This is a genomic window from Serratia marcescens, assembly GCF_001902635.1.
GTDB classification, from domain to species: Bacteria; Pseudomonadota; Gammaproteobacteria; order Enterobacterales; family Enterobacteriaceae; genus Serratia; species Serratia marcescens_F.
Map to the genome: position 1 here is coordinate 1 of NZ_MJAO01000007.1, position 24,490 is coordinate 24,490.

General features: G+C 61.1%; 22 protein-coding genes and 1 pseudogene. 14 read left to right on the forward strand and 9 right to left on the reverse strand.

Features of this window, described 5'->3' with window-relative positions; genetic code table 11:
* Nucleotides 1-16: 16 nt before the first annotated feature.
* Nucleotides 17-892: a LysR family transcriptional regulator gene (locus BHU62_RS08345; protein WP_073531499.1), complete on the reverse strand. Its 876-nt coding sequence runs from the start codon at nucleotides 890-892 to the stop codon at nucleotides 17-19.
* Nucleotides 893-1,180: 288 nt separating this feature from the next.
* On the opposite strand from BHU62_RS08345, the gene BHU62_RS08350 reads away from it, so the two are divergent.
* Both BHU62_RS08350 and BHU62_RS08355 read left to right on the forward strand, forming a co-directional pair.
* A complete protein-coding gene (locus BHU62_RS08350) occupies nucleotides 1,181-2,416 on the forward strand; it encodes an MFS transporter (RefSeq protein ID WP_073531500.1) in 1,236 nt (411 codons plus the stop codon).
* Between the two features lie 130 nt (nucleotides 2,417-2,546).
* The gene (locus tag BHU62_RS08355; protein ID WP_073531501.1) at nucleotides 2,547-3,056 is read left to right on the forward strand and encodes a DUF1097 domain-containing protein; all 510 of its coding nucleotides are present in this window, start codon (nucleotides 2,547-2,549) and stop codon (nucleotides 3,054-3,056) included.
* Here BHU62_RS08355 and BHU62_RS08360 read toward each other — a convergent pair.
* Complete coding sequence (locus BHU62_RS08360) at nucleotides 3,036-4,025, reverse strand: LacI family DNA-binding transcriptional regulator (protein ID WP_073531502.1); 990 nt, start codon at nucleotides 4,023-4,025, stop codon at nucleotides 3,036-3,038. The two genes, BHU62_RS08355 and BHU62_RS08360, sit on opposite strands and share 21 nt — an antisense overlap.
* A gap of 267 nt (nucleotides 4,026-4,292) precedes the next feature.
* Here BHU62_RS08360 and idnO point away from each other — a divergent pair, with 267 nt between their 5' ends.
* The 8 genes and pseudogenes from idnO (at nucleotide 4,293) to menE (ending at nucleotide 11,791) form a co-directional block, all read left to right on the forward strand.
* The gene (idnO, locus tag BHU62_RS08365; RefSeq protein ID WP_073531503.1) at nucleotides 4,293-5,057 is read left to right on the forward strand and encodes a gluconate 5-dehydrogenase; all 765 of its coding nucleotides are present in this window, start codon (nucleotides 4,293-4,295) and stop codon (nucleotides 5,055-5,057) included.
* A 67-nt stretch (nucleotides 5,058-5,124) separates the two neighbouring features.
* A pseudogene (locus BHU62_RS08370) lies at nucleotides 5,125-5,277 on the forward strand (alcohol dehydrogenase catalytic domain-containing protein); the annotation flags it as partial.
* A gap of 141 nt (nucleotides 5,278-5,418) precedes the next feature.
* Nucleotides 5,419-5,730 (forward strand): stress response protein ElaB, encoded by a 312-nt coding sequence (gene elaB, locus BHU62_RS08375; RefSeq protein WP_073531504.1) that lies wholly within the window; start codon nucleotides 5,419-5,421, stop codon nucleotides 5,728-5,730.
* Nucleotides 5,731-6,122: 392 nt separating this feature from the next.
* Entirely contained in the window at nucleotides 6,123-7,799 is a 1,677-nt protein-coding gene (menD, locus tag BHU62_RS08380; RefSeq protein ID WP_073531505.1) for a 2-succinyl-5-enolpyruvyl-6-hydroxy-3-cyclohexene-1-carboxylic-acid synthase, read from the forward strand.
* Nucleotides 7,796-8,566: a 2-succinyl-6-hydroxy-2,4-cyclohexadiene-1-carboxylate synthase gene (menH, locus tag BHU62_RS08385; protein ID WP_073531506.1), complete on the forward strand. Its 771-nt coding sequence runs from the start codon at nucleotides 7,796-7,798 to the stop codon at nucleotides 8,564-8,566. Before menD ends, menH begins: the two co-directional genes overlap by 4 nt.
* An 11-nt stretch (nucleotides 8,567-8,577) precedes the next feature.
* Nucleotides 8,578-9,435, forward strand: a complete 858-nt coding sequence (gene menB / locus BHU62_RS08390; protein ID WP_019453706.1) for a 1,4-dihydroxy-2-naphthoyl-CoA synthase — start codon at nucleotides 8,578-8,580, stop codon at nucleotides 9,433-9,435.
* Entirely contained in the window at nucleotides 9,435-10,418 is a 984-nt protein-coding gene (menC, locus tag BHU62_RS08395; protein ID WP_073531507.1) for an o-succinylbenzoate synthase, read from the forward strand. Before menB ends, menC begins: the two co-directional genes overlap by 1 nt.
* Nucleotides 10,406-11,791: an o-succinylbenzoate--CoA ligase gene (menE, locus tag BHU62_RS08400; protein WP_073531508.1), complete on the forward strand. Its 1,386-nt coding sequence runs from the start codon at nucleotides 10,406-10,408 to the stop codon at nucleotides 11,789-11,791. Before menC ends, menE begins: the two co-directional genes overlap by 13 nt.
* Before the next feature lie 43 nt (nucleotides 11,792-11,834).
* On the opposite strand, the gene katA is transcribed toward menE, so the two are convergent.
* Complete coding sequence (gene katA, locus BHU62_RS08405) at nucleotides 11,835-13,271, reverse strand: catalase KatA (protein WP_073531509.1); 1,437 nt, start codon at nucleotides 13,269-13,271, stop codon at nucleotides 11,835-11,837.
* Between the two features lie 338 nt (nucleotides 13,272-13,609).
* Here katA and BHU62_RS08410 point away from each other — a divergent pair, with 338 nt between their 5' ends.
* Nucleotides 13,610-14,149 carry a YfaZ family outer membrane protein gene (locus tag BHU62_RS08410; protein WP_073531510.1) on the forward strand — a complete coding sequence of 180 codons (540 nt, stop codon included), beginning with the start codon at nucleotides 13,610-13,612 and terminating at the stop codon, nucleotides 14,147-14,149.
* A 49-nt stretch (nucleotides 14,150-14,198) separates the two neighbouring features.
* Here the strand turns inward: BHU62_RS08410 and tyrP are convergent, their stop codons facing one another.
* Nucleotides 14,199-15,407 (reverse strand): tyrosine transporter TyrP, encoded by a 1,209-nt coding sequence (tyrP, locus tag BHU62_RS08415; RefSeq protein WP_073531511.1) that lies wholly within the window; start codon nucleotides 15,405-15,407, stop codon nucleotides 14,199-14,201.
* 245 nt (nucleotides 15,408-15,652) lie between these two features.
* Here tyrP and BHU62_RS08420 point away from each other — a divergent pair, with 245 nt between their 5' ends.
* Nucleotides 15,653-16,849 carry a nicotinamide mononucleotide deamidase-related protein YfaY gene (locus tag BHU62_RS08420; RefSeq protein ID WP_073531512.1) on the forward strand — a complete coding sequence of 399 codons (1,197 nt, stop codon included), beginning with the start codon at nucleotides 15,653-15,655 and terminating at the stop codon, nucleotides 16,847-16,849.
* On the opposite strand, the gene BHU62_RS08425 is transcribed toward BHU62_RS08420, so the two are convergent.
* Entirely contained in the window at nucleotides 16,839-18,062 is a 1,224-nt protein-coding gene (locus BHU62_RS08425) for an FAD-dependent oxidoreductase (RefSeq protein ID WP_236720653.1), read from the reverse strand. The two genes, BHU62_RS08420 and BHU62_RS08425, sit on opposite strands and share 11 nt — an antisense overlap.
* A 116-nt stretch (nucleotides 18,063-18,178) precedes the next feature.
* Between BHU62_RS08425 and BHU62_RS08430 the strand changes: the two genes are divergently transcribed.
* On the forward strand, nucleotides 18,179-19,000 hold the full coding sequence (locus BHU62_RS08430; protein WP_073531676.1) for an AraC family transcriptional regulator: 822 nt from the start codon (nucleotides 18,179-18,181) through the stop codon (nucleotides 18,998-19,000).
* A gap of 247 nt (nucleotides 19,001-19,247) precedes the next feature.
* On the forward strand, nucleotides 19,248-19,400 hold the full coding sequence (locus BHU62_RS25510) for a Hok/Gef family protein (RefSeq protein WP_004935921.1): 153 nt from the start codon (nucleotides 19,248-19,250) through the stop codon (nucleotides 19,398-19,400).
* Nucleotides 19,401-19,459: 59 nt separating this feature from the next.
* Here BHU62_RS25510 and yfaE read toward each other — a convergent pair whose 3' ends face one another.
* The 4 genes from yfaE to ubiG form a co-directional block, all read right to left on the reverse strand.
* Nucleotides 19,460-19,720, reverse strand: a complete 261-nt coding sequence (gene yfaE, locus BHU62_RS08440) for a class I ribonucleotide reductase maintenance protein YfaE (protein ID WP_033653779.1) — start codon at nucleotides 19,718-19,720, stop codon at nucleotides 19,460-19,462.
* Nucleotides 19,721-19,723: 3 nt separating this feature from the next.
* Nucleotides 19,724-20,854 carry a class Ia ribonucleoside-diphosphate reductase subunit beta gene (nrdB, locus tag BHU62_RS08445; protein ID WP_073531514.1) on the reverse strand — a complete coding sequence of 377 codons (1,131 nt, stop codon included), beginning with the start codon at nucleotides 20,852-20,854 and terminating at the stop codon, nucleotides 19,724-19,726.
* A 67-nt stretch (nucleotides 20,855-20,921) separates the two neighbouring features.
* Nucleotides 20,922-23,210, reverse strand: coding sequence for a class 1a ribonucleoside-diphosphate reductase subunit alpha (gene nrdA, locus BHU62_RS08450; protein ID WP_073531515.1), 2,289 nt, complete (start codon nucleotides 23,208-23,210; stop codon nucleotides 20,922-20,924).
* Between the two features lie 439 nt (nucleotides 23,211-23,649).
* Entirely contained in the window at nucleotides 23,650-24,375 is a 726-nt protein-coding gene (ubiG, locus tag BHU62_RS08455) for a bifunctional 2-polyprenyl-6-hydroxyphenol methylase/3-demethylubiquinol 3-O-methyltransferase UbiG (protein WP_073531677.1), read from the reverse strand.
* Nucleotides 24,376-24,490: the final 115 nt, after the last annotated feature.

Sequence of the window (24,490 nt, forward strand, 5' to 3'; positions counted from 1 at the left end):
ATGGGCGAAATGGCAGTCAGCCGTAATGAGCGCTAAACGCGGTTTCCAGCGCCTGTATCACCGCGCGCACGCGAGCGGCGCGCTGCACATCGGGGTGTAGCACCAGCCAGATATCCACCCAGTCTTTATTCTCCGGGAACAGGCGCACCAGTTCAGGATCCCTGTCGGCCAGGAAGGCGGAGAGCAGGCCGATGCCCAGTCCGTTGCGGGTAGCGGAACGCAACAGCAGCTGTGAATTGCATTGCAGCACGACGTTGGGATCGTGCAGGGGCTCGCCGCCGAAGTTATTCCAGTGGCGTGGCACCAGTTCGCGCGGGAACATCAGCAGATCGTGGCCGCGTAGCTGCTCGCCCTTGACCGGCATGCCGCGCCGCGCCAGATAATCCTGACTGGCGTACAGGCCCATTTCGATGGTGGCCAGCCGCTTGATGATCAACTCATCGTCATCGGGGCGAGCGCCGCGGATCGCCAGATCTGCGCCGTGGTAAGCGATGTCGGCGATGTTGACTGCCGTCAACAGCGTCACGGTGATCTGCGGGCTGCTTTCGCGCAATGCCGTGAGCGCCGGCATCACGAAGGCCTCCGCCAGAGTGTCGGTGGTGGCGATGCGCACGTTGCCGCTTAGGCTATCGTCGCCGCTGGCGGCTTTACGGCCGATCGCCTGCACCGCATGTTCCATCTTCATCACGTCCGTCAGCATGGCATCGCCCAGCGGGCTGAGGGCGAAAGATTTCGGCGTGCGGATAAACAACTTTGAACCCAGCGCGCTTTCCAGCGCGGTGATGCGGCGGCCTACGGTCGCCTGGTCGACCTGCAGCGCATTGGCGGCTTTACGCAAGGTGCCGCAGCGCGCGACGGCCAAAAAGAAGCGCGCGTCATCCCAATTCATCATGCCATTTCCTCTCTGCGGGCGGGGCCGACACCGCGGGGAGCGCGCCGTGGCCGAGCGATAACAGCCTATATCATAAAGAGTTCTTCCTTCTGTGGGGAAGAGGGAGGCGGCTAACCGCCAACGCATCGCCGGTTATTTCTCCGATGATGCAAGAATGAATCACCCTGATGCATTCTTGACGATACTTCTCCAACGGCCGCAACGCTATGATAAGCGCCGTTCCCGGCCAGACCGGGTGAGACAAGACGTTGATGGCAGGCTGCGTCTGCCGGCTTTGGGAGTTGAATCATGTCAGAAAACACCGCCCTCCAGGATGTTGCGGCGAAAAACGTTCAGACGTCGCGCGCGGCCATTTTAGTGTTCCTGGCGCTGGCGTTGATGTCGGCGTTGCTGAACAGCAGCGCACCGACGCCGCTTTATCCGCTGTATCAACAGCAGCTGGCGCTGAGCTCCGTCAGTCTGACCATCATTTATGGTGCCTATGCCGCCGGCGTGCTGATCTCGCTGTTCGGCGTCGGCAATCTGGCCGGTAAGGTGAAGGATTTGCGCAGCATGATCGTGCCGGCATTGCTGGTGGTGTTGAGCGGCGCGTTGCTGTTTGCACAGGCAGACACCTTTGCCATGATGTTCATTGCGCGGCTGCTGGCCGGCGTGGGCACCGGGGCGTTAACCGGCGCAGCGAACATCGCGTTGGTGCGTTTTGGGCCGCGGGACGGCGGTAAAAATGCCGCGCTGATCGCCACGCTGTCGTTCACTACCGGTTTGGCGCTGGGCCCGATCTTTAGCGGCATCGCATTGCAGACCGGCTTTCACCCGACCTCGCTGCCGTTCATTATCATCATGGCTGTCGCCGCCGTCGCTGCGTTGGGCGTGATGCTGTCGTGGCCGCGCGGTACGGCGCGGACCATGGCCAACGCGACGCCGATTACAGCGGAAAAGAGCGCGCTGCTTGACGGTCTGCGCGCCACCGGCGGCAAATTCTTTGTGTGTGCGGGAGCCTTGTTTATCTGCTGGGCTCTGGCTGCCAGCATTCTGGTGATCGGCCCCGGCGTGGCGGAAACGCTGCTAGGGATGCACGATCGTGGCCTCTTTGGCTATGCGATTGCGGTTTATCTGCTGATCGCCGGCATCAGCCAGATATTGAGCCGCCGGCTCAACGCCCGTCATTCGTTGCTGTTCGGTTGCCTGGCGCAGGCGCTGGCGGTGGCGGTATTCGCTGCGGCGATTCAACTGCACTCGTTGGGGCTGGCTGCGGTGGGGCTGGCGATCGCCGGCTATGCTTACGGCGCCATTTTCGTCGGCAGCGCGACCCTGGTGAACCTGATTTCGCCACCGGCCAGCCATGCGCGCTTGCTTTCACTGTTTTACGTTATCGCTTATATCGCCAACTGGGTGCCGATCTTGCTGGGTGTGGTGATCGACCGTGTCGATCTGCGCCAGGCAACCCACCTGCTGTTCCTGTGCTGCGCCGCAGTGTGCTTGCTGTTGGGATGGATGACGGCCCGCGTGGGTTTCCCGCGCTAATAATTTTGTGACTAAGATCTGTTTTTAATAAAAGAACATTCTTTAATTACATTTATGATGTGATTTTTATCACATAAATTGACCTGCTTTCGGGTAAACTGCGCGCTTTCTTTTTGCTGCGGGTCACTTTATGAACGTTCTTTTCGCCATTGCTGTCACGACCGGTATCCTCTCCGGCGTTTGGGGGTGGGTAGCGGTCAGCCTGGGATTGATAAGCTGGGCCGGTTTTCTCGGCTGCACGGCGTATTTCGCCTGTCCGCAGGGCGGTCTGAAAGGGCTGTTGATCGGTGCGCTAACCTGCTGCAGCGGCGTCTTCTGGGCGATGACGATCATCCATGGCAGCGAGCTGGCACCGCAGTGGGATCTGCTGGGGTATCTGTTGACCGGCGTCGTGGCGTTCCTGATGTGCATTCAGGCCAGGCAGCAGTGGTTGGGGTTCGTGCCCGGCACCTTTATCGGCGCCTGCGCGACCTTCGCCGGCGGCGGTGACTGGCCGCTGGTGACGCTCTCTTTGCTGGTGGGGCTGCTGTTCGGTTATGCGATGAAAAACAGCGGACTGTGGTGGGCGGCGCGCAGCGAGAAAGCCCGTGCAGAGCAGCCGATCGGCCCTAATGCCGGCTCAAACGGTGCCGCCGAGTGAGAGGCGATAGCCCAGATTGTGGCGTTCGGCGCAGGGTTCGCCCGCAATCCGCCGCAGCAGCATTTCACTGGCGGTTTTCCCCATCTCAAAGCGCGGCGTGATCACGCTGGCGATGCCCGGCGTGGTCGCCTGGCCGATATCCAGGCCGTGAAACCCCGATAGCGCAATTTCTTGCGGCACATGCAGGCCAAGACGCAGGCAGGCGTGCAAAACGCCCACCGCCAGATCGTCGTTGGTGCACAGAATGCCGTCCAGCTGCGGGTAGCGCTCGCGCGCCATCGCCAACATGTCGGCGCCGATCGAAATCGAAGAGACCCGATGCGGCGTGATCTGGCGCGGCGTTCTCCCCTGAGCCGCCATGGCGCGGCAATATCCCCGATAGCGTTTATTGTCGCGGGCGTCCGACATGGCGCCAAAGTAGACGATATGCCGTTTGCCGCTGGCGAGCAGCGCTTCGGTCATGTCATACCCCGCCTGTTCATTATCGAACCCTACCGCAATCCGCCCCGGTGGCGCGTCTAAATCCATTACCTGCGCGAGGGGGATTTTGGCGGCGGCGAGGTAGGTCTCCGCGCGCAGGGTATGCGCCGAATCGGTGAGGATCAGCCCGGCGATCGGGTAGCTCAGCAGCTGTGCTATCTGTTCTTCTTCCCGTTGAGGGCTGTAATCGTAGTTTGCCACCAGCGCTTGGTAGCCCTGGGCCTGGGTAACAGATTCGATGCCGGCCAGCAGATCGGCGAAGATCTGGTTGTTAAAGGAGGGGATCAACACGCCGATGCGTGGTTTTCTGCCGGCCTGTGTGGCATCGGCATCGGCGTCGGTGACGTTCAGTTCCCGCATCACCTGCGCAATGCGTTCGGCGGTGCCGGCAGCCACCTTTTCCGGCGTGCGCAGGAAACGGCTGACGGTCATTTTGGTCACGCCGGCCAATTGCGCGATGTCCTGCAACGTAACGCGGGGATGTCTCATTCGGTGGCCTTAACGGGCAGCGCGGCAAGGGTGGATAGCGGTATGTTAACAAATCGATTTGGCGATAACAATGAATGCATTTTCATTAAAAAATACACTTTATCAATTAGATAGATGTTATTCCCCCCGGGTGGCCTGCGTGAGTTCACGTTAAGGGTAACAGGGATTTGTAACATGATTTTCAGTGATGTTGGTCACGTTTTTACCGGTAACAATCAGATGAGATAAGGGCCTGTCCGATGAGAGGCCCGATGGCCGGGAAGTACCATGAACAATCTGTTTTCACTGGATAACAAGACCGTTTTGATCACCGGCGCCTCGCGCGGCCTCGGTTTTCTGCTGGCGCGCGGCCTGGCGCAGCAAGGCGCGCATATTCTGGTCAACGCCACCACCGAAGCGCATGCCCGGCATGCGGCTGACCGCCTGCGCGCCGAAGGGCTGCGTGCCGATGCGGCGGCGTTCGACGTTACTGATTCTCAGGCGGTGCATGCCGCTATCGACCGCGTCGAAGCGGAAATCGGCGCGATAGACGTGCTGATCAACAATGCCGGCATCCAGCGCCGCCACCCGTTCACCGAGTTTCCGGAGCAGGACTGGGACGAGATCATCGCCGTCAACCAAAAGGCAGTATTCATCGTGTCGCAGACCGTGGCGCGTTACATGGTGCAGCGGCGGCGCGGCAAGATAATCAACATCGGTTCGATGCAAAGCGAGCTGGGCCGCGACACCATCACCCCTTATGCGGCGTCCAAGGGTGCGGTGAAAATGTTGACGCGCGGCATGTGCGTGGAACTGGCGCGCTACAACATCCAGGTCAACGGCATCGCCCCCGGTTATTTCAAAACCGAGATGACCCAGACGCTGGCCGACGATCCGGCCTTTACCGCCTGGCTGACCCAGCGCACGCCCGCCGCGCGCTGGGGCGATCCGCAGGAGCTGATCGGCGCAGCGGTGTTTCTGGCCGCCGACGCCTCTGCCTTCGTCAACGGGCAGTTGCTGTTTGTCGATGGCGGCATGTCCGCTGCGGTGTAATCTCTCTTTTGTGGAGCCTTGAAATGAAAATTCAAACCCAGTCCTGCGTGGTCAACGGCAAACATGACGTGGCGGCATCTGCGGCTCGGATCTGCATTACTTTCAGGAGGGCAAGGTCGGCAATTTTCAGGTGCGCCAACCGATGGTGCTGGGACATGAAGCGATCGGCGAGGTAGTCGCCAGCGATTCGCCGCAGCTGCCGGTCGGGCAGAAGGTGGCGCAGGCGCTGACGTTTGCCGGTGGCAAGCGCCTGGTCGCCAAGGTGCAATTGGTGTTTTAGGGCAAAAGTCCGATGGTCGCGGGCGGCGATCCTTGTCTATAGTGTAGGAACGCTTAATTTTTCATCTACGGAGATCTCACGATGGCAAGACATACGGATGCGGAGCAAACTACGCTGGATGACGATCTGAGAATGCTGGCCGAGACGTTGGAAGAGGTGCTGCAATACACCGGCGATCGCGCGGATCAGGCCTACATCGACATCAAGTTACACGCCGAGCAAGCGCTGAGCGAGGTCAAGGCGCGCTGGGTGAATACCGGCGAATCCTACTATGCACGCGCCAAAGAAGCGGCTCATCGCACCGATGACTATGTGCGGGATAAACCGTGGCACAGCGTGGGCATCGGTGCCAGCGTGGGGCTGGTACTGGGGTTGCTGCTGGCTCGGAAATAAATCATGTGGGCGGCGCAGGGCAGGCCGCCTCGTTCTTTTCCTCAGACGATGTTCTCCGCCACGCTTCACTCGGCTGTTTCTTCGATGGCTTTTCCTTATCCCGCCTATACTTCCCGCTAGTCGCCACGAGCAGGCGCCGCTATTCCCCTTGTTTTTGTACGGGCGGATTGAGCCAATGCCGCCGCAGGTGTAAAGTGTTTGTGTGAAAATTGTTTATTTTTTGTGCTAAATCAAATAATTATCTAGTGTAAACACCCAGGGATATACGGCGTTCTTGCGCTGGCGCAAAAGCCGTGAAAATAACACCTCATATAATACAGAGCGTAACTACAGGCGCGGCATCCGTCGGCGGCGCCGGAGACGATCTCTGCTAACTGACTTGTGAGCGAACTATGTCGACAAGTGTTTTTAATCGCCGGTGGGCGGCTGTGCTGCTCGAGGCATTGGCCCGCCATGGGGTGCGGCATGTTTGTATCGCTCCGGGATCGCGCTCCACGCCGCTGACGCTGGCCGCTGCGGCCAACCGATCTTTTATCTGCCACACCCATTTTGATGAACGCGGGCTCGGCCATCTGGCGCTCGGGCTGGCGAAAGCGGCGCGTGAGCCGGTGGCGGTGATCGTCACGTCCGGCACCGCCGCGGCGAACCTTTACCCTTCCTTGATCGAAGCCGGCCTGACCGGCGAGCGGCTGGTGTTTCTCACCGCCGATCGGCCACCGGAACTGATCGACTGCGGCGCCAATCAGGCGATTCGCCAAAGCGGCCTCTACAGCAGTCACCCTACATTGGCGATCGATCTGCCGCGTCCGACGCCGGATATTCCGGCCGCCTGGTTGGCCTCCAGCGTCGACAGCGCGATGGCGCGCTTGCAGCACGGCGCTTTGCATATCAACTGCCCGTTCGCCGAGCCGCTGTACGGCGGCGATGAGCGTCACTATGCCGACTGGTCTGCCGCGCTCGGCGACTGGTGGCAGAGCGATCGTCCGTGGCTGCAGGAGAGCGAGGCGCGCGTGGCGCCGCAGTCACAGCCGGACTGGTTCTTCTGGCGGCAAAAGCGCGGCGTGGTGCTGGCCGGGCGCATGAGCGCGGAAGAGGGCGCGCAGGTGGCCGAATGGGCCGAGACGCTGGGCTGGCCGCTGATCGGCGACGTGCTGTCGCAAACCGGGCAACCGCTGCCCTGTGCCGATTTGTGGCTCGCTCAGCCGCAGGCGCAGCGCATACTGCAAGACGCGCAGCTGGTGGTGCAGTTCGGCGGCAGTCTGACTGGCAAACGCCTGCTGCAGTGGCAGGCGCAGTGTCGGCCGGAAGAGTATTGGCTGATCGACGGTTTGCCGGGGCGGCTCGATCCGGCCCAGCACCGCGGCCGGCGCCTGCGCGCCGACGTGGCGCAGTGGTTGGCGCTGCATCCGGCGCAGCCGCGAATGCCGTGGGCCGCCGGGTTGGCCGTGCTGGCTGATAAGGCGCTGACGGCGGCATGCTCGCATTTGCACGATCGCTTTGGCGAAGCGCAGCTGGCGCACCGCTTGCCGGAACTGCTGCCGGAGAATGGCCAGCTGTTTCTCGGCAACAGCCTGGTGGTGCGGCTGATCGACGCGCTGACGCCGTTGCCCGTCGCCTATCCGGTGTTCAGCAACCGCGGGGCCAGCGGCATCGACGGCCTGATCTCCACCGCTGCCGGCGTGCAGCGCGCGACCGCCAGGCCGACGCTGGCGGTAGTGGGCGACCTTTCCGCGCTGTATGACCTCAATGCGCTGGCGTTACTGCGCCAAGGTTCGGCACCGACGGTGCTGATCGTCGTCAATAACAACGGTGGTCAAATTTTCTCGCTGCTGCCGACGCCGGAAGAGGAGCGTCAGCGCTTTTACTGCATGCCGCAGAACGTCGAGTTCAGCCACGCGGCGGCGATGTTCCAGCTGGGCTACGCGCGGCCGGAGAACTGGGGCCAGCTGCAACAGGCGGTTGAGCAAGGTTGGCGGCGCGGTGGCGCCACGATTATCGAACTGCAGGTGCCGCCGAGCGAGGGGGCCGAGAGCCTGCAATTCCTGGTGCAACAGATGGCGGTGCAATGATGCTGGCAACGCGAATTTTGCAGCAGGGCGAAGCGGGCCGTCCGTGGCTGGTATGGCTACATGGCCTGCTCGGCAACAACAATGAATGGCGAGTGATCGCCGCGCGCTGCCCGGAGTGGCCGTCGCTGGCCATCGATCTGCCCGGCCACGGCGATTCCGTGGCGGTGAGCTGCCGTGGCTTCGACGACATCAGCGCGCAGATCGCCGCGACGCTGCAGCTGCGCAATATCGAACGCTATTGGCTGGTGGGTTACTCGCTCGGCGGGCGCATCGCCATGTATCACGCTTGCCATGGCCGCCGTGACGGCCTGCAGGGCGTGATCGTCGAGGGCGGCAACCCGGGGCTGGAGGACGAAGAACAGCGCCGCCAGCGTTGCGAGCAGGATGCGCTGTGGGCGGCGCGTTTTCGCAGTGAGCCGATCGCTGAGGTCCTGGCGGACTGGTATCAGCAGCCGGTATTCAAAGAGCTCAACCACGTGCACCGTCAGGCGCTGATCGCCGCGCGCTCGGTCAACAGCGGCCCGGCGATCGCCGACATGCTCGAAGCCACGTCGCTCGGGCGGCAGCCTTATCTGGCGCCGCAGCTGCGCCAACTGACGGTGCCGCTGCGGGTGTTGTGCGGTGAAAACGACCCCAAATTTCAACGGCTGGCGCGCGACGCCGGGTTGCCGTTGCGCATCGTGCCGCAGGCCGGGCACAACGCGCACCTGGCCAATCCGCAGGATTTCGTCGCCGAGCTGCAGACCTTTCTCGTTAACCCTGGTTAAAGGAACCGAACATGCTTTATCCGAATGAAGAACAGCTGTATGCCGCCATCGCCTGGCAGGATTGCACCGGCGATTTTGAAGACATTCTGTATCACAAGTCCGCCGACGGCATCGCCAAGATCACCATTAACCGGCCGCAGGTGCGTAACGCGTTTCGCCCGCAAACGGTCAAAGAGATGATCGACGCGCTGGCCAACGCCCGTTACGACGACGGCATCGGCGTTATTATTCTTACCGGCGCCGGCGATAAGGCCTTCTGCTCCGGCGGCGATCAGAAAGTGCGCGGCGACTACGGCGGCTATCGCGACGACAGCGGCGTGCATCACCTCAACGTGCTGGACTTTCAGCGCCAGATCCGCACCTGCCCGAAACCGGTGGTGGCGATGGTGGCCGGCTACTCGATCGGCGGCGGCCACGTGCTGCACATGATGTGCGATCTGACCATTGCGGCGGATAACGCCATCTTCGGCCAGACCGGTCCGAAAGTGGGGTCGTTCGACGGCGGCTGGGGCGCGTCTTACATGGCGCGCATCGTCGGCCAGAAGAAGGCGCGCGAAATCTGGTTCCTGTGCCGCCAGTACGACGCTGCCGCCGCGCTGGACATGGGCCTGGTCAACACCGTGGTGCCGCTGGCCGAGCTGGAAAAAGAGACGGTGCGCTGGTGCCGCGAAATGCTGCAGAACAGCCCGATGGCGCTGCGCTGTCTGAAGGCGGCGTTGAACGCCGACTGCGACGGCCAGGCCGGTTTGCAGGAGCTGGCGGGCAACGCCACCATGTTGTTCTACATGACCGATGAAGGGCAGGAAGGGCGCAACGCGTTCAACGAGAAGCGTCAGCCGGACTTCAGCAAATTCAAGCGTAATCCGTAATGAGCGGGGCAAACCGCAGCGCGGCGCTTTACCGTTACAGCCTGCCGATGGAGGCGGGCGTGGTACTGCGCAATCAGCGGTTGAAAACGCGTGACGGATTGGTGGTGCAGCTGCGTCAAGGAGATGGCGAAGGCTGGGGTGAGATCGCGCCGCTGCCGGAATTCAGCCGAGAAACGTCGGCGCAGGCCGAACAGGCCGCGCTGGCGTGGCTGCAAGCCTGGCTGGCGGGCAACGAACCGGATGACAGCGCGCTGCCCTCGGTGGCCTTTGGGCTCAGCTGTGCGCAGGCCGAACTGGAACAGCGCTTGCCGATGCAGGCGGATTTCCGCAAGGCGCCGCTGTGTACCGGTGATCCCGACGAGCTGTTCGAGATATTGAGCGCCTTGCCGGGCGAGAAAGTCGCCAAGGTGAAAGTGGGGCTGTATGAGGCGGTGCGCGACGGCATGATCGTCAACGTACTGTTGGAGGCGCTGCCGGATCTACGGCTGCGGCTGGACGCCAACCGCAGCTGGACCCGCGCCAAAGCCGACGGCTTCGCCAAATACGTCAACCCGGCGCTGCGCGATCGCATCGCCTTTTTGGAGGAACCCTGCAAGACCCGCGATGAATCGCGCGATTTCGCGCGGGAGACCGGTATCGCCATCGCCTGGGATGAGAGTGTGCGCGAGGCGGACTTTGTGGTGCAGGCCGAGCCGGGCGTGGCGGCCATCGTGATTAAGCCGACGCTGGTCGGCAGCCTGGCGCGTTGTCGAACGTTGGTGGCGCAGGCGCACGCTGCGGGGCTGACGGCGGTGATCAGCTCCAGTATCGAATCCAGCCTGGGGTTGACCCAACTGGCGCGCATCGCCCGCTGGTTGACGCCGGACACCGTGCCGGGGCTGGACACGCTGGGGCTGATGCAGGCGCAGGTGCTGCGCCCGTGGCCGGACAGCGCATTGCCGCTGCTGGATGTCTCGGCGCTGGAGTGCCTATGGCGCCGTTAAGCGATTGGCCGTGGCGGCACTGGGCGCGTCTTCAGCCACAGGCGACGGCGCTGATGCTCGGCGAACAGCCGCTGAGCTGGCTGGCGTTGCAAAGCCAGGTGGATGAGCTGGCGGCGGATTTCCAGCATCAGGGCGTGGAGCCGGGCTGCGGCGTGGCGCTGTGCGGCAAAAACAGCTATCCGCTGCTGTTGGCCTATTTGGCGCTGCTGCAATGCGGCGCGCGCCTGTTGCCGCTCAATCCTGCCTTGCCGACCCCGCTGCTGGCGCAGCTGTTGCCGGAATTGGACATGATCTTTGTCTTCGGCCCGGATCCGTTACCGGCGTTGCCGGCCAAGCTTATCCGGTTGACGCCACCTTCGACCGAACCGCGTTGGCCACATTTGCCGGTGTGGGATGCGCAGCGCCTGGCGACGCTGACGCTGACCTCCGGTTCCAGCGGTCTGCCGAAGGCGGCGGCCCACAGCTACGCCAATCATCTGGCCAGCGCCGCCGGGGTGTTGCAGCTGATGGATTTTCAGCGCGAGGATTGCTGGCTGCTGTCGCTGCCGCTGTTTCACGTCTCCGGGCAGGGTATCGTCTGGCGTTGGCTGGCGGCGGGCGCCCGGCTGGCGGTGCGCGAGATGCAGCCGCTGGCGGAGGCGTTGGCGGGATGCACCCATGCCTCGCTGGTGCCGACGCAGCTCTGGCGGCTGCTGGCGCAACCGTTGGCAGGCGTGACGTTGAAGGAAGTGCTGCTCGGTGGCGCGATGATCCCCGTGGATCTGACCGAACGGGCGGAAGCGGCGGGGATCCGCTGCTGGTGCGGCTACGGCCTGACCGAACTGGCTTCCACGGTGTGTGCCAAACGCGCCGATGCGCGGCCGGGGGTTGGCCTGCCGCTCGGCGGCCGCGAGATCAAACTGGTGGACGAAGAGGTCTGGGTCCGTGCCGACAGCCTGGCGCTCGGCTACTGGCGCCATGGTCATCTGCAGCCGCTGGCCGATGAACAGGGCTGGTTTGCGACCCGCGATCGCGGCGTGATGTCCGAGGGGGAGCTGCGCATTCTCGGCCGACTGGACAATCTGTTTTTCAGCGGCGGTGAGGGGGTGCAGCCGGAGGATATCGAACGCGTGCTGGCCGCGCATCCGCAGATCACGCAGGCGTTTGTGGTGCCGGTGGCGGACGCCGAATTCGGCCAGCGCCCGGTGGCGGTGTTCGACGGCGAACCGTCGTTGTCGCTGGCGGCGCTGCTCGACTGGTCACAGGATAAGCTGGCCAATTTTCAGCGTCCGATGGCGCTGTTCCCATTGCCTGATGAGCTGAAAAACGGCGGCATCAAGATTTCTCGTCGTCAGCTGCAACAGTGGGTGACGGAACAGATATCCCAGGCATAAAAAAGCCGCCCGATAGGGCGGCTGGGCAGATGACGGCGACGGGTTATTTCAGCCCCAATGCCTTGGCGACGCCGGCGCCGTAGTCCGGATGCACTTTGGCGAACAGATCGACCTGACGGCGCTGGATCTGCTCCGGTACCTGCGACAGTTCGCCGGCGATGCGGGTGAACATGCGCTGGTGCTCTTCGGCGCTCAGCAGGTTGAACAGTGCGCGCGGCTGGCTGTAGTAATCGTCGTCTTCACGATGATTCCAATGGTCGGCTGCGCCTTCAATACTGAGCGGCGGCTCGCTGAAGTCCGGTTGCTCCTGGAACAGGCCGAAGCTGTTCGGTTCGTAGGTGGCGCCGTTGCCGCTGTTGCCGTCCACGCGCATCGCGCCGTCGCGATGGTAGTTGTGGAACGGACATTTGGCGCCGTTCACCGGGATCTGGTGATGGTTGACGCCCAGGCGGTAACGGTGCGCGTCGCCATAAGAGAACAGGCGGCCCTGCAGCATCTTATCCGGTGAGAAACCGACGCCCGGCACGACGTTGGCGGGGTTCATCGCCACTTGTTCGACTTCGGAGAAATAGTTGGCGGGGTTGCGGTTCAGCTCGAAATAACCGACGTCGATCAACGGGTAGTCGCCGTGCGGCCACACTTTGGTCAGATCAAACGGGTTATATGGCGTTTGCGAGGCTTCGCGTTCCGGCATGATCTGGATCTGCAGCTTCCAGCGCGGGAAGTCGCCGCGCTTGATGGCGTCGAACAGGTCGCGCTGCGAGCTTTCGCGATCCTTGGCGATGATCGCTTCCGCTTCTTCATCCATCAGGTTTTCAATGCCTTGCTCGCAGCGGAAGTGGAATTTCACCCAGAAGCGCTCGTTGGCGGCATTGATAAAGCTGAAGGTGTGGCTGCCGAAGCCGTGCATGTGGCGATAAGACTTCGGAATGCCACGATCGCTGAAGTCGATGGTCAACTGGTGCAGCGACTCCGGCAGGTGGGAGAAGAAGTCCCACTTGTACACCGGGTTGCGCAGGTTGGTGTGCGGGTCGCGTTTCACCACGTGGTTGAGATCGGGGAATTTGAGCGGGTCGCGCAGGTAGAACACCGGCGTGTCGTTGCCGACCAGATCCCAGTTGCCTTCTTCGGTATAGAACTTCATGGCGAAGCCGCGAATGTCACGTTCGGCGTCGGCGGCGCCGCGTTCACCGGCCACGGTGGAGAAGCGGATAAACATGTCGGTCTGCTTGCCGACTTCGGAGAAGATCTTCGCACGCGTGTAGCGGGTGATGTCGTGAGTGACGGTAAAGGTGCCGTAGGCGCCGGAACCCTTGGCATGCATGCGGCGCTCGGGGATAACCTCGCGGTCGAAGTGGGCCAGTTTTTCCAGGAACCAGACGTCCTGCAACAACATCGGGCCGCGTTTGCCTGCGGTGATCACGTTATTGTTATCGACAACCGGGGCACCGGCTGCGGTGGTCAGTCCTTTCTTGCTCATCACTTGCTCCTTATCGTAGTGCACTTGAGTAAAGACTCGGGCGGTTTAAGCGTTCATTAGCATAGTCCCTTGGCGGGGCTTCTTCCCCTGACCTTGGTCAAAGCCACTACTAGTTCTAGCCCTATTGCAAAGTGGCGGCAAATAGGTCTCGGTTATCGTTGGCATCGCCGTGGTGCATGGAGGGATTTATTTGCAAAAATTTACATTTATTTGATTATTGAAGAATTTTTTCTTAATTAGTCCTTAAATCCTCATTGCGCTTTGGTATAGACTCGTGACGTTATTATTATGCGTTGATTCGATCATTCGGTACGGATGACAAACCAGAGGGAAAGAAGATGAAAAAGACTTGGGTCGCGTGCGCGGCAGGATTGCTGTTTGTGACCGGCGCGGCGAACGCCATCAGCGTGTCGGGCGAGGCCGGGCAGCACTACACCAACCTGGGTGTTGGCATGAGCACCGGCTCTTCCGGCCTGGGCCTGACCGGCAACTGGGTGCGCAGCGACCACGACGGCAACGTCGGCAGCCTGGGGTTGAACTTCGGCGTGCCGTTGGGGCCGTTGACGGCGACGGTGGGCGCCAAAGCGCTGTACCTCAGCCCGAAAGACGGGAAGAGCGGCGGGGCGGTGGCACTGGGCGGCGGCCTGGATTGGGAGATTAACCGTTACTTCAGCCTGCACGGCGAAGGTTACTTTGCCCCTGAATCCTTCACCAGCGGCGTGAAAGCGTATAGCGAAGCCAGCGGCGGCTTGCGCTGGAAGTTCCGTCCGCTGAGCGTGGACGTGGGTTACCGTTACATGCAGATGGAAGGCAAAGACGGGCGTCGCGATAATACTCTGGCCGACGGCCCTTACGTCGGCGTCGGTCTGAGCTTCTGACGCTACGAAAAAAGGGGCCATTTCGGCCCCTTTATCCTTTCTGTTTCGCTTACCCGACCGCCGGCAGCATGCCGCTGGCGATGCCCAATTGGATGGCGATCACCGTAATCCCGCAGACAAACACCAACGCCAGTGCAGGGGTACCGCCCCAGACGCGATACTGCGCCTGATGCTTTTGGCGCGTTTTCCACACCAGCAGTGAAGGCAGCAGCAACGCCAGCACCGACAGGGCGATGGCGGCGAATCCCAGTGCCAGCACGAAGCCGCGCGGGTAAAACAGCGCGAAGGCCAGTGGCGGCAGGAAGGTGATGGCACCGGTTTGCAGGCGGCCGCGCACGTTGTCTTGCCGCTTGAACAGGTCGGCCAGGAAATCGAACAGCCCGAGCGCCACGCCGAGGAACGAGGTCGCCAGCGCCAGATCGGCGAACAGGTGCACTGCCAGTTCAACATGCGGCGAAGCCACCGCGTCGCGCACCGCCTGCAACAGGCCGTTTAGCCCCGCTTGCTGTGCCAGGATGCCGACGAAGGTGTCGGAACTGATGCTACCCAGCGTCGCCAACTGCCAGAAGATGTAGGCCATCAGCGGGATCGCGCTGCCAATGATGAACACCCAACGCAGTTTGCGAATATTGCCGCCCATGTAGTTGACGACGCTCGGCACGCTGCCGTGGAAACCGAATGAGGTGAAGATCACCGGAATGGCCGACAGCGCCAAACCTTGTTCCAGCGGCAGCGTCATCAGATTGGTTTGGTGGATGTTCGGCAACATCAGGCCAAGCATCACCACCAGAAACACCACCTTGGCGCTAAACAGGATACGGTTGAACAAATCGACCGAATGGGTACCGATGCACACCACGCCGCCGGCCACCAGGGTGAACAGCAGGACGCCGAGCGAAACCGGGAAGTCCTGTGAAGTCCATTGGCTGATGCTGGTGGCGAGCAGTTCACCGGCGCCGCTGATATAGGCGGCGGTGAGGGCGTACATCAGAAACATCATGCTGAAGCTGGTCAGCCACTGGCCGCCGCCGCCGAGATAACGTTTGGCGAGCGTGCCCAGACCGGTATCCGCTTGCTCATGCTGATAAACCTCTACCAGTAGCAGCGCGGTGTAACACATCAACAGCCACAGCCCGACCAGTAAGGCCAGCGTAACGCCGAAACCGACGCCGGCCGCTGCCAGTGGCATCGCCAGCATCCCGGCGCCAATGGTGGTGCCCGCCACGATAAAAACACTGCCAAGAGTGCGATTCTTCACGTTTTTTCTCTATCAGCCAAAAGATTTGGGAAATTATAGGTAACGATTTCTGAGGATGGCAGGATAGTGGAAGCCCTAATTTGTGTCAAACCGACGTTACGCAAGGTGTAATTTAATGTTTACATCTCTGGGTGCGGCATCGCGTGTGAGGTGCAGGCCGATGACTGAAATTATCCGACGGCAGCTAGTGAAAAGTTATTTACGGGCTTCTATAGTGGAATGACCAAAAAATGTGGGAGAGATCAATGTTAAGGGTGGAGATGCTCAGCACCGGCGATGAGGTGCTGCACGGGCAAATTATTGATACCAACGCCGCCTGGCTGGCGGACTACCTGTTCCAGCAGGGCGTACCGATGAGCGGGCGTGAAACGGTAGGGGACAGCCTCTCCGCTTTGATCGAAATCCTGCAGGAACGGAGCCATATCGCCGATGTGCTGATCGTCAATGGCGGCTTGGGGCCGACCAGCGACGATCTCAGCGCGTTGGCCGCCGCCAAAGCCTGCGGCGTGCCGCTGGTGGAACGGGCGGACTGGCTGGCGCGCATGGAAGCCTATTTCGCCGAACGCGGGCGGCCGATGGCCCCTTCCAACCGCAAGCAGGCGCAGATCCCGGCCAACGCGGAAATGCTGGATAACCCGGTGGGCACCGCCTGCGGTTTCGCGTTGCAGCTGAACAAATGCCAGATGTTCTTCACCCCTGGCGTGCCTTCCGAATTCAAAGTGATGGTCGAGCAGCAAATTGTGCCGCGCTTGCGTCAGCGCTTCACCTTGCCGGCACCGCCTCTGTGCCTGCGTCTGACCACTTTCGGCACGTCCGAAAGCGATTTGGCCGCCGAGCTGGACGGCATGCCGCTGCCGCCGGAGGTGGTGCTGGGTTATCGTTCATCCAGCCCAATCATCGAACTGAAGCTGACCGGGCCGGAAAGCCGGCGTGCGGAAATGGAGCTGGCCTGGCAGCGCGTGCGCGAGGTGGCGGGGGACAACTGCATCTTTGAAGGCACCGCCGGGTTGCCGGCGACGCTGACACAGCGCCTGAATCAGCAAGGGCTGAAGCTGGCGTTGAGCGAGCAATTCAGCGGCGGGTTGATCAATCTGCAGCTGCAGAGCGAAGGTGCCCCGCTGGCAGGGGGCGAGCTGTTGCCGGCGCACTGTATCGAAACGCTGGAAACGACGCTGGCGCGCGCCCGCTCGCTGGCGGAGCTGACCGGTGCGCCGTTGGCGTTGGCGGTCAGCGCCATGCGTGATGAGCAGGTGAGCATCGCGCTGCATACGCCGCGCGGCGGCATTGGCCAGACCGTGCGTTATCGCGCGTCGCGCCACGGCCTGCGGCTGCGTCAGGAGTCGGTGGCGATGCTGGCGTTGGATATGCTGCGCCGCTGGCTGAACGGCAGCCAGGCGTGCGGTAAAAACGCCTGGCTGGAGGTGGTGGAAATTATCGAGTGACGGTGGTCGGCGCTGAGCTGCCGGCTTCACTGCTCTGCAGCAGCCGTTCGGACGCCAGGCGTGACAGGCGTATCGCCGCCGCGCCCCGCGTTTGCAGATCTGCGGCATAGGCCCTGAGCGCCAGCGCGGCACTGCCGGCCTGCGCCAGATGCGTCGCCAGGCTGGCGGCGTCCGCCAGCGCGGTGTTGGCGCCGAGCCCGCCCGCCGGACTCATGGCGTGTACGGCGTCGCCGAGAAAGGCGATACGTTCGCTGTGCCACACCGGCATCTCCGCCGTGACCTGCACCGCCCGCAGGCTGAGCGACAGGGGATCCGCCAGCGCTAACGCCGTTTGCAAAGCCGGGGCCCATCCCTGCGAGATATGCCGTACGCGCGCCTGCAGCGCGGCACTATCTTCCGTTCGCGCCGGCCCGCCTAGCCGCTCGGCCGATCCGATACAGGCCCAATAGAGGTAGTCGTCGACCGGCGAGAGTTGGCAATCGGGCGCGTAGTCGGCCGCCAGCTGCACCATGGGTGCCTGAAAGCGCATCGGTTCAACCACCAGCGATAAACCGTCGGCGAAGATGACCGACACGCCATGCAGCAGCTCGGGTGCCAACCGGGAGCGGGTCATCGCATCGAGCGGCGTTTTACCGTAGAGGGTGACCGCGCCGCTGTCTTCAGGCTCTGCGGCGGGCAAACAGCGCCGCCGCACCAGCGAGTTGACACCGTCGGCGGCGATCAGCACATCGACCCGCACTTGCTCGCCGTTGGCGAACTGAAGTTCCACGCCCTGCGGCGTTTGTGCAAATTCACGCAGGGTATAGCCGAAGCGCACCCGGTCTTGCAGACCGGCTAGCAGGATTTCGCGCAGCGTTTGCCGATGCACGCCGAGATCGCCGCTCGGTTCCTGCGCCTGCCGCGGGCTGGAGGGCAGCCAGTGCTCGGGGCGTCGGGCGTTGAGCGGGGCAAGCTGCGGATCCCATAGATTGCTCTCGCCGCTGTTTTGCGCGCTGGCGGCGCAGAGCAACCGGAAGTGCGCCGGCGGCAGACAGGCGGCTAGCGCCTGCTGGCCCGACGGATCGATGCGCAGCCGGTAGCCCTGACCGCGTGCCTGCGGCGTGGCGTCGCGTTCAAACACCGTGGCGTGGATACCGAAGCGGCGCAGCCCCTGAGCCAGACACAGACCGCCGGGCCCGGCGCCGATAATGCCAATGCTGAGTGTTGTCATCATGTTTCCTCGTGAGTCAGTGGCCACAGACGGTTGCGGCCGGAAGCATTTCATTATGTCGGTGCGGGGAAAGGCAGGTATAACGGTACCTGGACTAAAAATAGTGATTAGTGGCCAATATGCGCGATAACCCTCAACCTACCCACGATGACTGCAGCGAATGGCGGGCGGGCCCCTGGCTGATTGCCCTTGGTGGCCGCGATACGGCAGGCCGGGAGTACCGGCTGGGCACGCGTGAATACGACTGGCATCAACATATACGCGGGCAGTTGCTGTGCGTCGAAAGCGGTTTGCTGCATGTACGCACGGCGCAGGGCGATTGGGTACTGCCGCCGCAGCGGGCGGGCTGGATCCCGCCGGCGACGGAACATCGGGTGCAGGTCTGCGGTGCGCTGAGCGGCTGGAGTTTGCTGCTGGCGCCGGCGGCCTGCGCCGACCTGGCGAATAAACCGTGCGTTATCGGCATCAGCGCCGTGCTACAGGCGCTGGCTCGGCGGGCGGAAACCTGGGACAAGCGCAGTGCGCTCACTCCGGAACAGGAGCGAATGGCGCAGGTGATGCGGGATGAGATACGTCTGGCGCCGACGGAACCGCTGCATTTGCCGATGTCGCCCCATCCGCGCCTGGCCGGCGTTCTGCAGGCTTTGCTGGCGCAGCCGGGGAGCGAACGTTCGCTGGAAGCCTGGGCCAAATGGGGGGCGATGTCGCCACGCACGCTGCGGCGGCTGATGATCGTTGAAACGGGGCTGAGTTTTGCCCAGTGGCGTCAGCAGGCACGGTTGTCATATGCATTGGCGAAGCTGGCCGAAGGTGAAACGGTGCTGCAGATCTCAGAAACGCTGGGATATGCCTCGCCGAGCAATTTTATCGCCATGTTTCGCAAAGCCTTTGGCGATTCTCCGGCGCGTTATTTTTCCGCATCGGCAGGAAAGGGGGGCTAAACAGACCGGTGGTGAGGGGGGATGCTGTAGTGACGGTTATATATCCCTGATTAATCATAATCTTATAGGGGATATTCGCGGCGAGGGAATGCTGTTACTCTTTTGGCGGGTGCTTGAGACTGTTCGTCTTGGGCATTGTGTGACAAGGCGGATAGATGAAAGCCCCAGACTGACTCTCAATCAGAATGGGGCTGCACATACCGCCTAGACACCGGTATGGTAGCCCCTTCACAGCAAGGAGGCAAGCATGCGCTTAAGGCATGTGTTTCATTCGTTAACCGTTGTATGTATTACGGTTTTGTTATTTATCTGGATGATAAGAGACTCGCTGTGCGAGCTGAAAATCTACCAGGAAAATATCACTATCCTGATCAGGTTGGCGTGTGAGGTGAAGCGGTAATCATAGGGCGGGGGCAACCCCGCCTTCTGGTCTCCAGGCGCGGTTTCCGGCACCCGACTTTACATTTCCAGCTCGATATCCGTCAGTGGCATACAGCAGCAGGGCAGGATCTCGCCGGCGTTGATAAACGCCAGCGGCTGTTGGCGGTAGGCCACTTCGCCTTTCACCAGTTTCAGGCGGCAGGCACCGCAATAGCCGGAGCGGCATTGGTACTCCACCTGCACGTCGTGCAGTTCCAGCACGTCGAGCAGGCAGTTTTCACTGTTGGGGCAGGAGAGCTGCGTGCCGGCGGCGCGCAGCGTTACGATTGGCGTCGCCATCGCTTACAGTTCGAAGTCGCTCAGGTCGTCGGCGTTGATCTCCGAGTCGATCTGGCCAACCAGGTAGGAGCTCACTTCCACTTCCTGCGGTGCCACCTGTACGTTGTCAGACACCAACCAGGCGTTGATCCACGGGATCGGGTTGGAGCGGGTCTCGAACGGCAGACCGAGGCCGACCGCCTGCATGCGGATATTGGTGATGTACTCCACATACTGGCACAGGATGTCTTTGTTCAGGCCGATCATCGAGCCGTCGCGGAACAGGTATTCCGCCCACTCTTTTTCCTGCTGGGCGGCCAGCACGAACAGATCGTAGCACTGCTGCTGGCATTCCTCGGCGATCTCCGCCATTTCCGGATCGTCGGCGCCGGAACGCATCAGGTTCAGCATGTGCTGGGTGCCGGTCAGGTGCAGCGCTTCGTCGCGGGCGATCAGCTTGATGATCTTGGCGTTGCCTTCCATCAGTTCGCGCTCGGCGAACGCGAAGGAGCAGGCGAAGCTGACGTAGAAGCGGATCGCTTCCAGCGCGTTGACGCTCATCAGGCACAGATACAGCTGCTTCTTCAGCGCACGCAGATTGACGGTGACGGTGTTACCGTTCACCTGGTGGGTGCCTTCACCCAGCAGGTGATAGTAGCTGGTCATCTCGATCAGATCGTCGTAGTAGCCGGAAATGTCTTTCGCGCGCTTCTTGATCTCTTCGTTGGTGACGATGTCGTCAAACACCAGCGCCGGATCGTTGACGATATTGCGGATGATATGGGTGTAGGAACGGGAGTGGATGGTCTCGGAGAACGACCAAGTTTCCACCCAGGTTTCCAGCTCAGGGATCGAGATCAGCGGCAGCAGGGCGACGTTCGGGCTGCGGCCCTGGATGGAGTCCAGCAGCGTCTGGTATTTCAGGTTGCTGATGAAGATGTGCTTCTCGTGCTCCGGCAGTGCCTGGTAATCGATGCGATCGCGGGAGACGTCAACCTCTTCCGGGCGCCAGAAGAAGGAGAGCTGTTTTTCGATCAGTTTTTCGAAGATTTCATGCTTTTGCTGGTCGAAACGCGCAACGTTTACCGACTGGCCGAAGAACATCGGCTCTTGCAGCTGGTCGTTTTTGGTCTGAGAAAAAGTGGTGTAAGCCATAAGCCTGAATCCATCGTAACGTGGCTAAATGAAGGGGCCGGAAAATTCCGGCCCGCTAGGTCAAACTTTAGATCTTGCAGGCGCCGCTTTCGCAGTCGTCATCACCGGCTTTGGCAGGCTGCAAATCTTCCTGGGCGTCTTCCGCACCGTCGCGGGTATTTTGGTAGTACAGCGTTTTTACGCCGAACTTGTAGGTGGTGAGCAGGTCTTTCAACAGCTGCTTCATCGGCACCTTGCCGCCCGGGAAGCGACTTGGATCGTAGTTGGTATTGGCGGAGATCGACTGGTCGATGAATTTCTGCATCAGGCCGACCAGCTGCAGATAACCGTCGTTGCTCGGCATTTCCCACAGCAACTCGTAGTTGTCTTTCAGGCGCTCATACTCCGGCACCACCTGGCGCAGGATGCCGTCTTTCGACGCTTTGATGCTGATGTGGCCGCGTGGCGGCTCGATGCCGTTGGTGGCGTTGGAAATCTGCGAAGAGGTTTCCGAAGGCATCAGAGCGGACAGCGTCGAGTTGCGCAGGCCGGTTTCCTGGATCTCTTTACGCAGGGTTTCCCAGTCGTAGTGCAGCGGTTCGCTGCAAACGACGTCCAGATCTTTCTTGTAGGTGTCGATCGGCAGGATGCCCTGCGAATAGGTGGTTTCTTTGAACCACGGGCAGGCGCCTTGTTCCTGAGCCAAACGGTTGGAGGCTTTCAGCAGGTAGTACTGAATGGCTTCAAACGTTCTGTGGGTCAGGTTGTTGGCGCTGCCGTCGGAGTAACGCACGCCGTTCTTCGCCAGGTAATAGGCGAAGTTGATCACGCCGATGCCCAGGGTACGACGGCCCATCGCGCCGCGGTGGGCGGCCTTGATCGGGTAATCCTGGTAATCCAGCAGGGCGTCGAGAGAACGCACCGCCAGGGTCGCCAGCTCTTCCAGATCGTCCAGGCTGTCGATTGCGCCCAGGTTGAAGGCGGACAGGGTGCACAGCGCGATCTCGCCGTTTTCGTCGTTGACGTCATCCAGCGGCTTGGTCGGCAGCGCGATTTCCAGGCACAGGTTGGACTGACGCACCGGCGCGATCTGCGGATCGAACGGGCTGTGGGTGTTGCAGTGGTCGACGTTCTGGATGTAGATGCGGCCGGTAGAGGCGCGCTCTTGCATCATCAGCGAGAACAGCTCAACCGCTTTCACGCGTTTCTGGCGAATGCTGTCGTCTTTCTCGTACTGGGTGTACAGGCGCTCGAATTCGTCCTGATCGGCGAAGAACGCATCGTACAGCCCCGGCACGTCGGACGGGCTGAACAGGGTGATGTCTTCGCCCTTGATCAGGCGCTGGTACATCAGGCGGTTCAGCTGCACGCCGTAGTCCATGTGGCGCACGCGGTTGCCTTCAACGCCGCGGTTGTTTTTCAACACCAGCAGGCTTTCCACTTCCAGATGCCACATCGGGTAGAACAGCGTCGCAGCGCCACCGCGCACGCCGCCCTGCGAGCAGGATTTGACGGCGGTCTGGAAATGTTTGTAGAACGGGATGCAGCCGGTATGGAAGGCTTCACCGCCACGGATCGGGCTGCCCAGCGCGCGGATGCGGCCGGCGTTGATGCCGATGCCGGCGCGTTGCGAAACGTATTTCACAATGGCACTGGAGGTGGCGTTGATGGAATCCAGGCTGTCGCCGCACTCGATCAGCACGCAGGAGCTGAACTGGCGGGTAGGGGTGCGCACGCCGGACATGATCGGCGTAGGCAGCGAAATCTTGAAGGTGGAAATCGCGTCGTAGAAACGTTTGACGTAATCCAGACGGGTTTCACGCGGGTAGTTGGAGAACAGGCAAGCAGACACCAACATGTACAGGAACTGGGCGCTTTCGTAGATCTCGCCGCTGACGCGGTTCTGCACCAGATACTTGCCTTCCAGCTGCTTGACGGCAGCATAGGAGAAGTTCATGTCGCGCCAGTGATCGATAAAGGAGTCCATCTGCTCGAACTCTTCAGCGCTGTAGTCTTCCAGCAGATGTTTATCGTACTTGCCCATCTCTACCATGCGGATCACGTGATCGTGCAGCTTTGGCGGCTCGAACTGGCCGTAAGCCTTTTTACGCAGGTGGAAGATCGCCAGGCGAGCGGCCAGATACTGATAGTCCGGCGCATCGCGGGAAATCAGGTCGGCAGCGGCTTTGATGATGGTTTCGTGAATGTCGGCAGTTTTGATGCCGTCATAAAACTGAATGTGTGAACGCAACTCTACTTGAGAAACCGAGACGTTGTGTAATCCTTCTGCGGCCCAATCGATGACCCGGTGGATTTTGTCGAGGTTGATGCGCTCTTTACGGCCATCGCGTTTAGTTACAAGCAGACTTTGGTTCATGTGGTGTTTTACCTGTCCGTATGGTGCCCCTAAGCAGAAAGTGTAGTCGCTCTGCTCAGTATGTAAACACTATATATAGGGGTTGTATGTCGGTGAGGTAACAAGATAGTGAGAAAAAAGGGCGTTTGCAAGTGAACAAAACCGGCCTAATTTGTGGATAACTTGGGGGTGAAATGTAACTTGCCGCGCGAAGCGCGCGCCGTGACTGGCGCGACAAGCTTGTCAATATCCGCATTCAGATTTTACTGAAAAACTGAAAAAGCCGATCGTTTGGCGCTTTATTAAACGTTAGAAAAAAACGGCATATTGATCTGATTTAATATTCTAAAAAACTGTTTACAACGGCTATTTTGATCGAAGTTGCGGAAATTAGGCATTTTTCCTAATGCGCCGCTGGCGCCGTACCCCGGCAAGGCAGGGCCGGCGCGGTTTACAGCGTTCAGCCTTCGTGCTGGGTATGTACCATGTAGTTCACGTCAACGTTGCGCCCAAGCTTGAAATGATCGGTGATCGGGTTGTAATGCAGGCCGATCATGTGCTTTTCGCGCAGCGGCGTGCCGTCAATCCAGCCGATCAGTTCGGAAGGGCGAATAAACTTCTTATGATCGTGGGTGCCCTGTGGCACCATCTTCAGCACGTACTCCGCGCCGATTACCGCCATCAGCCAGGCTTTGGTGTTGCGGTTGATGGTAGAGAAGAACACGTGGCCGCCCGGTTTCACCAGCTGGGCGCAGGCGCGTACCACCGAGGCAGGATCGGGCACGTGCTCCAGCATCTCCATGCAGGTGACCACGTCGTAGCGCTGTGGGTTGGCCTGCGCGTGGCTTTCCACCGTTTCCTGTACATAGGTGACGCTCATGCCGCTTTCCAGCGCGTGCAAACGGGCGACCTGCAGCGGTTCCGCACCCATGTCCAGGCCGGTCACCTGTGCGCCCTCGCGCGCCATGCTTTCCGCCAGAATGCCGCCGCCGCAGCCCACGTCGAGCACCTGCTTGTCAAAAATGCCGCCGGCACGCTGCATGATGTAATTCAGGCGCAGCGGGTTGATGCGGTGCAGCGGTTTGAACTCGCCTTCCAGATCCCACCAGCGGGAGGCGACGGCCTCGAACTTGGCGATTTCCTGGTGGTCAACGTTTTGCACTTGGCTGGATGATTCTGCGTTCATGGGCTGGTCTGGCTCCTTGTTCTCGTTGCGCGGATTATACATGTTCCGGCGCGGCATCGTCTGCGCCGATGCGTTTTTAGCGCACTTATCTGCACAATTTCCGTGAAACAGCGGC